The 12,136-nt window shown below is 71.4% G+C and carries 11 protein-coding genes; 5 read left to right on the top strand and 6 right to left on the bottom strand.

The features are described from left to right. Position 1: 1 nt before the first annotated feature. The gene (locus ASF23_RS15840; protein WP_055955871.1) at positions 2–964 is read right to left on the bottom strand and encodes a sugar-binding transcriptional regulator; all 963 of its coding nucleotides are present in this window, start codon (positions 962–964) and stop codon (positions 2–4) included. Between the two features lie 223 nt (positions 965–1,187). Here ASF23_RS15840 and ASF23_RS15835 point away from each other — a divergent pair, with 223 nt between their 5' ends. Further along, complete coding sequence (locus ASF23_RS15835) at positions 1,188–2,945, top strand: glycerol-3-phosphate dehydrogenase/oxidase (RefSeq protein ID WP_055955868.1); 1,758 nt, start codon at positions 1,188–1,190, stop codon at positions 2,943–2,945. Positions 2,946–3,119: 174 nt separating this feature from the next. Here ASF23_RS15835 and ASF23_RS15830 read toward each other — a convergent pair whose 3' ends face one another. After that, the gene (locus tag ASF23_RS15830; RefSeq protein WP_055955864.1) at positions 3,120–3,776 is read right to left on the bottom strand and encodes a histidine phosphatase family protein; all 657 of its coding nucleotides are present in this window, start codon (positions 3,774–3,776) and stop codon (positions 3,120–3,122) included. A 77-nt stretch (positions 3,777–3,853) separates the two neighbouring features. Here ASF23_RS15830 and ASF23_RS15825 point away from each other — a divergent pair, with 77 nt between their 5' ends. Then, positions 3,854–4,381, top strand: coding sequence for a DinB family protein (locus tag ASF23_RS15825; protein ID WP_055955861.1), 528 nt, complete (start codon positions 3,854–3,856; stop codon positions 4,379–4,381). Between the two features lie 138 nt (positions 4,382–4,519). On the opposite strand, the gene ASF23_RS15820 is transcribed toward ASF23_RS15825, so the two are convergent. Beyond that, the gene (locus ASF23_RS15820; protein ID WP_055955858.1) at positions 4,520–5,887 is read right to left on the bottom strand and encodes a hypothetical protein; all 1,368 of its coding nucleotides are present in this window, start codon (positions 5,885–5,887) and stop codon (positions 4,520–4,522) included. A 95-nt stretch (positions 5,888–5,982) separates the two neighbouring features. Further along, a complete protein-coding gene (locus ASF23_RS15815; RefSeq protein WP_162236781.1) occupies positions 5,983–6,549 on the bottom strand; it encodes an ABC transporter ATP-binding protein in 567 nt (188 codons plus the stop codon). Positions 6,550–6,826: 277 nt separating this feature from the next. Between ASF23_RS15815 and ASF23_RS15810 the strand changes: the two genes are divergently transcribed. The 3 genes from ASF23_RS15810 to ASF23_RS15800 are packed head-to-tail and all read left to right on the top strand — an operon-like array spanning position 6,827 to position 9,822. Beyond that, entirely contained in the window at positions 6,827–7,909 is a 1,083-nt protein-coding gene (locus tag ASF23_RS15810) for a LolA family protein (RefSeq protein ID WP_156364564.1), read from the top strand. Positions 7,910–7,913: 4 nt separating this feature from the next. Continuing rightward, positions 7,914–8,897 carry an ABC transporter ATP-binding protein gene (locus ASF23_RS15805; protein WP_235510919.1) on the top strand — a complete coding sequence of 328 codons (984 nt, stop codon included), beginning with the start codon at positions 7,914–7,916 and terminating at the stop codon, positions 8,895–8,897. Next, positions 8,884–9,822: an ABC transporter permease gene (locus ASF23_RS15800; RefSeq protein ID WP_082474243.1), complete on the top strand. Its 939-nt coding sequence runs from the start codon at positions 8,884–8,886 to the stop codon at positions 9,820–9,822. The genes ASF23_RS15805 and ASF23_RS15800 overlap by 14 nt, the downstream gene beginning before the upstream one ends. A 151-nt stretch (positions 9,823–9,973) precedes the next feature. Here the strand turns inward: ASF23_RS15800 and ASF23_RS15795 are convergent, their stop codons facing one another. Then, positions 9,974–10,963, bottom strand: a complete 990-nt coding sequence (locus tag ASF23_RS15795) for an NADP-dependent oxidoreductase (protein WP_162236780.1) — start codon at positions 10,961–10,963, stop codon at positions 9,974–9,976. Between the two features lie 153 nt (positions 10,964–11,116). Next, a complete protein-coding gene (locus tag ASF23_RS15790; protein ID WP_055955849.1) occupies positions 11,117–12,100 on the bottom strand; it encodes a metallophosphoesterase in 984 nt (327 codons plus the stop codon). Between the last annotated feature and the right edge of the window lie 36 nt (positions 12,101–12,136).

The raw sequence follows: 12,136 nt of genomic DNA, 5'->3' as shown, positions 1-12,136 counted from the left end.
ATCATCCCTCGAGGAGCGCCTGCCCCGCACTCTCGTCGATGATCAGGTCGGTGACGAGTCCCGCGGCGAGCGCACCGAGCAGGCTCGTCACCTTCGAGCGCCCGGCGACGACACAGATCCGCCGGGGCGTCCGTTTGATCGTGTCGAGGTCCGGAGCGCCAGCACGGGCGTTCACCCCGATGTCCTTCCACGAGCCGTCCGCGCGGTAGAACACCGTCGAGACGTCGCCGACGACCTGCTCGCGGACGAGCTCCGCACGGTCAGCGGGGTCGAGGTACCCGCCGGAGTACACATGGCTCGGCACGAGGGCCTCCGGCGACCCGACCCCGAACAGCACGACGTCCATCCGCTCGTGCAGGTCGAGCACCCGTCGGATGCTCCGCTCACGGAAGAGCGCCTCCTTCGTCGCGGCCTCGTCGAAGAACGCCGGCACCGGGAACTGCTGGACGACGGCCCCGTAGGCGTCGCCGAAACGCCGGAGGATCTCGCTGGTGTACACGATGCCCGTGGTCCTGGTGTTCGCGGCGCCGTTCACCTGGACGATCGTCGAGCCGTGGGTGGCCTTCGGGACGAGGTAGCGGCTCACCGCGCTCACCGTCGAGCCCCAGGAGATCCCGAAGACCGTGTTCGACTCGACGTACTGGGTGAGGATCCTGGCGGCGGACAGCGCGACCCGTTCGAGTCGGTCGACGTCGCTCGTGTGGTCCGGGACGGGGACGACGTGCGCGTGCACCCCGAACCGCCCGCGCAGCGTCCGGCTGAGCGCTGCCGCCTGGTCCATCGGGGAGCGGATCTGGATGTCGACGAGACCGGTGTCCCGCGCGTACTTGAGCAGGCGCGACACCGACGAGCGCGAGGTCGCGAGCTCGTCCGCGATCGCCTCCATCGTCAGGTCCTGGAGGTAGTAGAGCTGCGCGGCACGGAGCGCCTGCTGCGTGCGGAGCGGCTGGGCGGCGTCGGTCATCGCTCGACCTTCCGTTGAGAGGATGAGGACCGGTCCATGCACGGACGTGCACCGGTCGTCGGACCATTGTCGTGCCTCCCGTCCGGTCCGGCGACCGTCCCGACCACTCGCACAGCTGCTCTGCACGTTCGTGCAGGCTTGTTGCCCGCCCAGGTCGGCAGGCGCAGGATCGAGGGACACGAGCAAGAACCCAGCACGACGCAGCACAGGAAGAGGCGACCCCATGTCGAAGAAGACGACGCAGCGACCGACCGTGACGGCGATCACCGACCGACCGAACGCACAGGTGCTCGTCATCGGCGGTGGCATCAACGGCATCGCCACCTTCCGCGACCTCGCACTCCAGGGCGTCGACGTCGTCCTGGTCGAGCGCAACGACTACGGCTCCGGCGCCTCGGCGGCGTCGAGCCACATGATCCACGGCGGCATCCGCTACCTCGAGAACGGCGAGTTCCGCCTGGTCCGCGAGTCGGTCCAGGAGCGCAACGGCCTCATCAAGATCGCGCCGCACTACGTCAAGCCGCTCCAGACGACGATGCCGATCTTCTCGACGATGTCCGGCATCATGAACGCCCCGCTCCGCATGCTCACGCACAAGCAGCGGTCCACCAAGGAGCGCGGCGCCGCACTCATCAAGATCGGCATGACGCTCTACGACTCGTTCTCGCGCGACGGCGGGTCGGTCCCGAAGCACCGGTTCCTCACCAAGAAGGCCGCGCTCGAGGACATGCCGGCCCTCAACAAGGACCTCAAGTACACCGGCACCTACTACGACGCCTCCGTGCACGAGCCCGAGCGCCTCGCGCTCGACGTGCTCAAGGACGGCCTGACCGCCGGCTCCGGCACCGGGTCGGACGCCACCGCCCGGAGCGCGAACTACGTCGAGGCCGTCGGTGCCCAGGACGGCGGCGTGCTCCTGCACGACCGCGAGACCGACACGTCGTTCGTGTTCACCGCGAACGTCGTCATCAACGCCTCGGGCCCGTGGACCGACCTCACCAACCAGGCGTTCGGCGGCGAGACGAAGTACATGGGCGGCACCAAGGGCTCGCACATCGTCGTCGACAACCCCGAGCTCCTCGAGGCCACCCGCGGTCGCGAGATCTTCTTCGAGAACAACGACGGCCGCATCGTCCTCATCTACCCGCTCAAGGGGCGGGTGCTCATCGGGACGACCGACATCGACGCGGACCCGTCGAAGCCGACCGAGGTCACCGAGGAGGAGGTCGACTACTTCTTCGACCTCGTCAAGCACGTGTTCCCGCAGATCGAGGTCACCCGCGACCACATCGTGTACCGCTACTCGGGCATCCGGCCGCTCCCCCGCCACGAGGACACCGCCCCCGGGTTCGTGTCCCGCGACTACCGGATCGTCGAGACCCCGATCGACGGGCTCCCGGACGCCAAGGTCCTGTCGCTGGTCGGTGGCAAGTGGACCACCTTCCGGGCCCTGTCGGCGCACCTGTCGACCGAGGCGACGGACCGGCTCGGCGTGGACCGCAGGGTCGACACCCTCGGCATGGCGATCGGCGGCGGCAAGGGCTTCCCGACCACGGACTCGGCGCGCACATCGTGGGTCCGGTCACACGCCGACGGTCTCGACGAGGTCACCGTGGACCGTCTGCTCTCGCGCTACGGCACCCGGGCGACGGACGTCATCGACGTGCTGCTCGACCAGGCCGTCACGCCGCTCGAGAGCGACGCCGAGCTCACCACGGCCGAGGTCGCGTTCTTCGCCGAGCGCGAGCACGCGGTGCACCTGACCGACGTCGTGCTCCGTCGCACGAACCTCGCGTTCGTCGGCGGTGTCACGATCGAGCTGCTCACGGAGCTCGCCGACGTGCTCGGACGGTCGCTGTCCTGGACCGCCGAGGAGCGCGACGAGGAGATCGCCGCGACCCTCGAGGAGCTCCGGGTCGCGCACGGTGTCGTCGTGCCGCTGTCGACCGGGAACGTCTCCGCGGCCAGCGCGACGCACTGACCCGTTCCGGCCCGACACCGACGCCCGCATCCCGCCAGGGATGCGGGCGTCGTCCGTTCCGGAGGCGACCACGGACTGGAGGGACGGTGCGGGTCCGACGTCCGCCGCGCCTCCCGGCCGGTGTCGGCCCGGCTGCCCGCGTGCGTCGCTCCTGGAAGCGTTCGCTGGTCGGGACTAGAAGCCTTCGCTGGTCGGGTCCGGGGCGCCCTCGTCGACGAGGTCGTCCCCACCGACGGGCCGACCCTCCCACGACACGACGCGCCAGCCCGCCTCCGGGGAGCCGTCGAGCTCGACGACCCCGGTGTTCTCGAGCACCTGGCCGGTGCTGAAGGTCTCGTCGACGTTCTGCGCCGTGGTGCCCGCCCAGGCGCGGATGGCGGCACCGTGACTGAACGCCGCGGCGACCTCGACCCCGGTCGACGCGATCTGGGCGACGGCGTCGTCGTACCGGGTGAAGAAGTCGACCCCGTTCGGACCCCCGGGCATCCCGGGCTCCCGATCGCCGTCGATCCAGGACCGCACCGTGCCGAGGTACACCCTGACCGCGGCCTGGTCGCTCGCACCCTCGAGGTCGCCGCCCTCGATCTCGCGGAGCCCGGGGAGCTCGACCGGCTCGAGGCCGAGCGCGTCGAGGAGCGGTTGCGCGGTCAGCGTCGTGCGGATCATGTTCGATACGAAGACGGCCTCGACACCCCGGCCGGCGAGAGCCTCGGGGAGGGCGGCCGCCTGCTCCTGGCCGAGATCCGTGAGCCCCGGGCCGGGGACGGTCGTCTCGAGGATGCCGGACACGTTCGCCGGGGTCTGACCATGACGGATGAGGAGCAGGCGCATGCCCTCCACCCTATTGACCCCCAGCGGGGCCTCCGGTGAACGGCGGGTGTCGTGCACCGCACTGCTACCGTCGCGCCATGGGCATCGAACCGGACACGAAGAACTGGACCTGGGTCCTCGACGAACGCTGTGACGAGTGCGGGTACGACGGGCCGGCCGTTGCGTTCCGGCAGGTCCCGGACCTGGTGCGCGAGAACGCCCGCGGCTGGCCCGCCGAGCTCGCCCGCGCCGACGTCCGTGATCGCCCCGACGACGCGACGTGGTCGCCGCTGGAGTACGGCGCACACGTCCGCGACGTCCTCCGGAAGTTCGACGAGCGGCTCGCGCTGATGCTCGCCGAGGACGCTCCGGCGTTCCCGAACTGGGACCAGGACGCCACCGCCGTCGAGGACCACTACGCCGAGCAGGACCCCGCGATCGTCTCCGCGGAGCTGTTCGAGGCGGCTGAGCGTGTCGCGGCGGCGTTCGGTGCGGTCCGCGACGAGGACCTCGGGCGGACCGGGCTCCGGAGCGACGGCAGCGCGTTCACCGTCGAGACCCTGGCGCGGTACTTCGTGCACGACCCGGTGCACCACCTGCACGACGTGCGGCGCACCGCGGTCTGACCGGGATGCCCTAGGGGCCGAGGTACCTGAATTCCGGCGTGCTCTGCCGCGAGTCGACCTGGCCGGTGGACGCGTCGAGGACGTCGGCTCGGCTGGCCGATCCCCGAGCGACGTCCGCACCGCGGCACAGCGTGCGCCTCACCGCGATCGTCGGGTCCGGACGAGCCCGGCGACCCCCAGCCACGCCATGAGGATCGCGAAGGCGGCGGCGACGACCGCCCCAGGCACGAGTCCCTGGTGTTCGCCGACGATCCAGAGCAGCGCGCTCGGAACGGCCCCGCGCAGCCCCCAGGCCAGGAAGACGGCACCCGCGAAGTCCCCGAGCGGCGTCGCGATCGGCGAGAGCGTCCAGATCGGGGCCGACCCGCCGCACGCCAGCCAGACACGCGCACTCACGGCCTGGACGGCGAGCAGGACGAGTGCCGCCGACACACCCACGGCGTCCGGGGTTCCCCCGTCAGCGAGCGCTGCTGCGAGACCCCCGACGGCGAGCGCGACGACCACCCCGATGAGTGGAACCGGCAGGTGCCAGAGCAGCCGGTCGCGGTACGGCTCCGACTCGAAGTCGTCCGCCCCGACCTGCTGGACGCGCTGTCGGAACCCCGTCATCACCACTCCGGTCCCGAGCTGGACCAGGAACGACCCGATCGCGAACACAGCGACCGACGGGAGCAGGACGCAGGCACTGCCGATGACCGCGATGCACAGGAGCGCCGGCACAGACACCGTCCCCAGTCGAGCGAGGCCGAAACCGTCACGCAGCATCGTCCGGACGGGGAGCGAGGCGGACACCCGGACGCCGTGGGATCGGAAATGGTGCAACCGGGACGGGATGGGCGCGATCGCGACGCCGAGGTCACCCGTCAGCACCGCCCCGGCCATCAGCGCTCTCCGGCGGGCACCCGAGTCGAGGGTGCTCGACGACACTCGCTCGAGCAGGCCCCAGAGCAGGCCACCACCCGTGACCGCGAACGCTCCGAGCACGCCGGCCACCCATGACGGCGGAAGCGCGCAGACCAGGACTCCCAGCGCGGCGCTCCCCACGGTGAGTGCGATGCGCGACCTCAGGGACCGCACGAGCGCTGAGGCCAGAGCAATGGTCCCGACGGCGAGGCCCAGGCTGACGCCGTGCGCGATCGCCGCGAGGTGTTGCTCCTGGTCGCTGTCCGCCGCCGCCGCGATGGATGCACCCACCGCGCCGAGTGTGATCGTCACCGCGAACCACGCCAGGGTGCGCGCGGCCACGACGCGTCGGACGCCGAACGCGCCGTCGATGAGCCAGGCGATCTCGGGGAGGCTCGCACGGACGGGCCCCACCGCGACCGGGAGCAACGCTGCACCGGCGAGGACGAGACACGTCGACGCGGTCACCAGCGCGTGCCGATGCGACGGGTCCATCGCCCCGAGCCCCGGGCCGGTGATCCGGGTCAGCCAGAGGTACGCCGGAGCACCGACGACGAGGACCACGAGCACACCGACGTAGATCGGTTCGACGAGGCGTCGCACCGTCGGGGTGCCGGAACTCCGGACCGCGGAGGCGCGGCGCCATGCCGCCGACCTGCGCAGGGAACGTGGCCGGTCCAGGGGAACGGACGGCGCCCTCATACGAGGTCGACCGTGCGGCCGCGCCCGGTGTCGATGAGCAACGGGTCGTGGGTCGCGACGAGCACAGCCCGACCGTCGGCTGCCGTGTCGTCGAGGACGCTGCAGAGGACTCGCCGACGCTCGACGTCGAGACGTTGCTCGGGCTCGTCGAGCACGACGAATGCCCCCGGGCGAGCGAGCGCGGACACGAGTCCGACCATCTGCCGCTCTCCGGATGAGAGTTCCGCCGGGAACCGTCGGAGGATCTCCGCGATGCGGAATCGTTCCTGCAGGGCTCCGAGACGCGCATCGACCCGGGCGTCGTCCCAGCTCGCGCCGAGGAGTCGGAAGTGATCGAGCACGGTCATGTCCTGGAACAGTGTCGGAGCGCCGAGGAGCGTGGACACGTCACGCCGCCCCGGTCGACCACCGGGCCAGTCGAGCTGTCCGCCCGTGCGCGTCGCGAGGCCGGTGAGCACGCGGAGCAGGGTGGTCTTGCCCGCGCCGTTCGGGCCGACGAGCCGCATCGCGTCGCCCGGACGGACGGTCAGCGTCGTCGGCCTGAGGAGCGTGAGCCCGTCCACCACCACACTGACGTCTCGCGCGACCACCAGCGGACAGCCCCGAGAGCCCTGCTCGTCGACCATCAGCGCAGACCTCGGCAACGTCGCAACATCCCGACCAACATATGCAACTGATACTCCGGACGCAAGCCGTACGAGGCCTTCCGACGTGGTCGTTCACGCGTGCCCGGAGCCCATGGTCACGAGCCGCAACCACCCAGCCTTCACACGGACACCGGACGTACCGTTCTCGAACGCCCGCGCGATGCGTGGACACGACCCTCCCGAGGTGTACCGCATGAAGAAATCCGCCTGGCTCCCCGCCGTCATCGCCCCTGTCGTCGTGGCCGGCGCGATCGTGGCCCCTGCCGTCGCCAACGCCGCACCCTCGTCCTCGGACACCCCGAGTGCAGCATCGGTGCTCACGAGCGTCGCGAAGACCAAGGACCTGGCGTACTCGGGCAAGGTCACCCAGACCGCGGACCTCGGCCTGCCGAGCCTGCCGTCCTCCGCGGGCAGCTCCGGCGGGAGCTCGGTCGAGTCGAGCGCGTCGGACGTCCTCGACCTCCTCACCACCTCGCACTCGGCACGCGTCTACGTCGACGGTGCCACGAAGGCCCGCGTGCAGGTCCTCGACCAGCTCGCCGAGCGTGACGTCGTCGTCAACGGGAAGACCGTCTGGACCTGGGACTCCAAGGCCCAGCGCGCGACGGAGCTCACCCTCCCGACGAAGCGTGCCGCCGCGGACACGACGACCGGCACCACGACACCGTCCGACATCGCGAGGAAAGCCATCGCGGCGATCACCCCGAGCACCAAGGTCGGGGCACCCACCTCGACCAAGGTCGCCGGGCAGAGCGCGTGGCGGATCGTCCTGACCCCGAAGAGCTCGTCGACGCTCGTGCAGGACGTCACCCTGGCGATCGACAAGAAGACCGGACTCCCGCTCAGCGCCGCCGTCGACGCGAAGGGACAGTCGAAGCCCGCCGTCTCCGTCGGGTACACGAGCATCGACTACGGCACCCCGGACGCCCAGCTCTTCGACTTCACCCCGCCGTCCGGCGCGACCGTGAAGACGAAGGACCTCTCGGACGCCTCTGGACACCACCGCGGGATGCACCACGGTGCCGCCAACGGCGCCGGACACGCCCGTCCGACGACGACCGGAACGGGATGGAGCACCATCGCGACGCTCCCCGCTGGGACGTTCGACACGACGAAGACCGGTGCCGACGGCGTGCAGCTCCTGAACCAACTCACCAAGCAGGTCGACGGCGGCCGGGCACTCCAGACCTCGCTCGTGTCGGTGTACATCGCCGACGACGGTCGGGTCCTCGCGGGCGCCGTGCCCGTGGCGGACCTCGTCGCCGCAGCGAAGTAGCCGCGTGCCCGACGGAGCCACGGCGCAGCTGACCGACGCGCTGACGACGAGCGCGCCGCTGGCGATCCGCACGACCGACCTCCGGAAGACCTTCCGCAAGCAGCACGCGGTGGACGGCATCGACCTGGCCGTCCCCCGCGGCTCTGTGTTCGGGTTCCTCGGTCCGAACGGCTCCGGCAAGACGACGACCATCCGCATGCTGCTCGGCCTGTCGAGCGCGACGACCGGCACGATCGAGGTGCTCGGGGAACCGATGCCGAAGGCGCTCCACAGCGTCCTTCCCCGGGTCGGCGCGCTCGTCGAGGGTCCGGCGTTCGCCCCGTTCCTCTCGGGCCGGGCGAACCTGCACCGCTTCGACGCCGCCGATCCGCGCTCGTCACCGGCGACGCGGACGGCACGGGTCGACCTCGCGCTCGACCGCGTCGGCCTCACCCACGCCGCCGACAAGAAGGCGCACGCCTACTCGCTCGGCATGAAGCAGCGCCTGGGCCTCGCGAACGCACTGCTCGCACCCCGCGACCTGCTGGTGCTCGACGAGCCGACGAACGGCCTCGACCCGCAGGGCACCCGCGAGGTCCGGAACCTCATCCGCTCGCTCGCGTCCGACGGCACGACGATCTTCGTCTCGAGCCACCTGCTCGCCGAGATCGAGCAGGTCTGCACCCACGCGGCCGTGATGCGCACCGGCAAGATCGTCGCGCAGGGTTCCCTCGACGACCTCCGCCGCGCCGGGTCCAGCCAGGTGACGGTCCGCACGCCGGACGTCGACGCGGCACGCGCCGTCCTCAGCCGCATAGGTCTCCCCGTCGACGAGGCGAGCCGATCCGACGGGGTGGTGGCGGGCCTCCCGTCCGATGCCCAGCCGGAGGACATCACCCGCGCACTCGTCGAGGCGGGCGTCCGCGTCCGCGGTCTCGCCGTCGGCGGCGGCACGCTCGAAGACCTCTTCGTCGCGCTCACCGGAGAGGGATTCGATGTCGCAGGCTGACGCAGCACCCACCGGTCCGGCGGACCAGGACACGTCGGCGGAGCCGACGCAGACGGCGGTGCCGGACGGGAGGCCCGGGGCCGCGTCCGACACGGTGCGTCCCGACACGCGGTCGCGCACGTTCGCGCTGCTCGGTTCCGAGATCGGCCTCGTGTTCCGACGATGGCGCACGTGGGCGATGCTCGGTGCGCTGGCACTCGTCCCGATCCTGATCGCGGTCGCCGTCCGAGTCTCCTCGCGCGGGAGCGACGGTGGACCCGCGTTCCTGTCGGACATCACGAACAACGGGCTCTTCGTCGGGTTCACGGCCCTGACGGTGTCGATCCCGCTGTTCCTGCCCCTGACGATCGGGGTGGTCTCCGGTGACACCGTCGCCGGCGAGGCCAGTCTGGGCACCCTCCGCTACCTGCTGGTCGCGCCGTCGGGACGGCTCCGGCTCATCCTCGTGAAGTTCGCGGGGGCGACGGTGTTCGCGGTCGCGGCGTGCCTCGTCATCGTGCTCGTCGGGGCGGTGATCGGCGCGATCCTGTTCCCGATCGGCCCGGTGACGCTGCTCTCGGGGACACAGGTCGACGGCTGGTCGTACGTCGGGCGGGCGCTGCTCCTCGTCGCCTACGTGGCGATGTCGATGCTCGGCCTCAGCGCGATCGGCCTGTTCATCTCGACGCTGACGAGCGTGCCCGTCGGGGCGATGGCCGCGACGGTCGTCCTCGCGGGAGCATCACAGATCGCCGATGCGCTGCCGCAGCTCGACTGGCTGCACCCGTACCTGTTCTCGCACCTCTGGCTCGGGTTCGGGGACCTGCTGCGGTTCCCGATCTCGTTCGACTCGTTCGGGCAGAACGCGCTGCTGCAGCTCGCCTACGTCGTCGTGTTCGGGGCGTTCGCGTACGCCCGGTTCGCGTCGAAGGACATCCTGAGCTGACGCTCCCGGCCCGGCGTGCCCCGCCCGGTGATGCCGGTGAGAAGTGCCTAAATGTCGGCTCGAACTCGTGACCCGACAGGTGGGCACTTCTCAACGGGTGTCGACGGGCCTCGCGCGCGTCCGACGTGTCGCGTGCGCGGGCGCCGGGCGATCAGCGCTCGTGGACCGTCCGGGCCTTCTGCGACCGGTACCAGGACAGCCGCGCGCCGGTCTCGACGGGCTGCATGCCGACGACGACCTTGCCGCGCGAGTGCATCTCCGCGAGGTCCTCGTACGCGTCCACGATGTACTCGAACGGGTAGAAGCCCGAGATGAGCAGCCGGAGCTTGTGGTGCTCGATGAGCCCGGACAGCTCGGTGAGGAGCCGCGTGACCTCGGCGTCCTCGGCGGGTGCGCGGAGGAAGCGGATCTCGACCTCGCGGCGGTGGTCGCTCGACACGAACCGGTCCGCGGGGACGCCGAGCGACTCCGACAGGGCGGGGTTGTCGCCGCCGTGGTTGTCGATGAACGCGGTGACCGGGCGACCCTTCGCGGCCTCGGCGATCCGTTCCTCCAGTCCGTCGCCGTAGGTGACCGGATGGATGCCGATCTGCCGGAGGTAGTCGTGGTTCCGCGGACTGCACGTGCCGATGACCTGCGCGCCGGCGATCTGCGCGAGCTGGCACTCGAGGTGCCCGACACCGCCGGCGGCCGCGGAGATGACCACGACGTCGTCCGGGCCGAGGGCCAGCTCGTCGACGATGGACTTCGCCGTGCACCCGGCGAGGTAGAGCCCACCCGCGACCTCGAACGCCATGGTCGCGGGCTTCTTGACGACCGCGGTCCTCGGTACCCGGACCCAGGTGGCGTGCGCTCCCCCGCCGATCGCGTGCCCCATGACCTCGGCGCCGACGGCGAGGTCCTTGACGCCCGGACCGCGCTCCTTGACGATGCCCGCGAAGCACGTGCCCTGCCGGGCGGGGAACTCGATGTCCACCCGGCCCTGGAGCCGCCCCTCGCGGACGAACCGCTCGATGTGGTTGAGGCCCGCGGCGATCACCTCGACGACGATCTCACCCTCGCGGGCCTTCGGTCGTTCCTGGGGCACGATGTGCACCACGTCGAAGTCGCCGTAGTGGTCGTACTCGACTGCTCTGCCCACCTGCATCTCGACGCTCCCTCGCACCTGCCGACACCGCCGCGGACGCGACGGTGAACCGGTGGCGTCAGCCTGCGCCCAGCGAGGGTCGGCGTCCGGCACGGTCGGCACACTGTCAGGTTCGAGGCGCCCCGGTTCAGGATCGTGGGGGCTGGTTCAGGTCGGAGGCGGCGTGGCGCGAGGGAGCGACGTTCGCGGTCCCGCAGCCGCCGCGATGCGCTCGACGGTCTCCTCGTCGTACCGGAACACCTGGCGGCCGTCGTCCGCCAGCGGGACGCGCACCGGCGTCGACCGCACCGAGCCGTCCGCAGCGAGGTCGACCACGAGCGCCCCGGTCCCGACGACCGCCCGCTCGACGCCGTACGGGCCGGCCACATCGGTGTCGTTCGCCGTGCCGGGTGCGACGAGGACCGGGATCCCGGTGTCCGCGAGCGTCGTGGCGAAGTGGTGGTGGAGGTGGCCGGCGAGGACCACGCGGACGTCCGACCCGCGGACGACGTCGGCGAGGGTCCCGGGGTCCTGCAGGCGGAGCGCCTCGTGGAGGGCGGTCGGGGCCGGCATCGGCGGGTGGTGCAGCACGAGGACGGTACCGAGCGGGGCGTCGCCGTCACCGTCGCCGTCGCCGTCGCCGTCGCCGTCGCCGAGCATCGTCCCGAGCCGCTCGAGCTGCCCCGCGCGGAGTTCCCCGTACCCGGCACCGGGCACCGAGGTGTCGAGCGTCACGACCCGACGACCCGCGACGATCGAGACGCCGTCGACCGGGACCTCCGGCGGGTGGAACTCGAGGGTGTGCATGAGCGGGGACCCGCCCTCGCCGAGCAGATGTCCGTTCGCGAGGACCTGGCGGAAGCCCTCGCGACCGTCGTGGTTCCCGGGCACGGTGACGAGGGCCGCACCGCGCTCCCGGGCGAACGGGACGAGGCGGTCGAGCAGCGCCTGGTAGGACGCGGGCGAACCGTCCTCCGAGCAGTCGCCGGAGACCACGACGAGACCGACGTCCTCGATCGCCCGGAGCCCGTCGAGGAGCGCATCGAGCGTGGCGGTCGTGTCGACGGACCCCTGGTGCGGTGTCCCGTCGCCGGTGAGGTGCGTGTCGGAGAGGTGCAGGACGCGCAGGGTTCCGGGTACGACGGGGATCATGCGGCCAGGGTACCGAGCCGCCCCGGCCGCGCGGCG

The sequence above is a fragment of the Curtobacterium sp. Leaf261 genome, from assembly GCF_001422205.1.
GTDB lineage: Bacteria > Actinomycetota > Actinomycetes > Actinomycetales > Microbacteriaceae > Curtobacterium.
Note: the sequence above shows the minus strand (reverse complement) of the source record. Positions and strands in the feature narration are given on the sequence as shown.

Bases quoted from the DNA above. Each gene is read 5' to 3' on its own strand.
- ASF23_RS15825 (WP_055955861.1), top strand. From the start codon at position 3,854: ATGGGCATCGAACCGGACACGAAGAACTGGACCTGGGTCCTCGACGAA.
- ASF23_RS15800 (WP_082474243.1), top strand. From the start codon at position 8,884: ATGTCGCAGGCTGACGCAGCACCCACCGGTCCGGCGGACCAGGACACG.
- ASF23_RS15810 (WP_156364564.1), top strand. From the start codon at position 6,827: ATGAAGAAATCCGCCTGGCTCCCCGCCGTCATCGCCCCTGTCGTCGTG.
- ASF23_RS15790 (WP_055955849.1), bottom strand. From the start codon at position 12,100: ATGATCCCCGTCGTACCCGGAACCCTGCGCGTCCTGCACCTCTCCGAC.
- ASF23_RS15835 (WP_055955868.1), top strand. From the start codon at position 1,188: ATGTCGAAGAAGACGACGCAGCGACCGACCGTGACGGCGATCACCGAC.
- ASF23_RS15830 (WP_055955864.1), bottom strand. From the start codon at position 3,776: ATGCGCCTGCTCCTCATCCGTCATGGTCAGACCCCGGCGAACGTGTCC.
- ASF23_RS15840 (WP_055955871.1), bottom strand. From the start codon at position 964: ATGACCGACGCCGCCCAGCCGCTCCGCACGCAGCAGGCGCTCCGTGCC.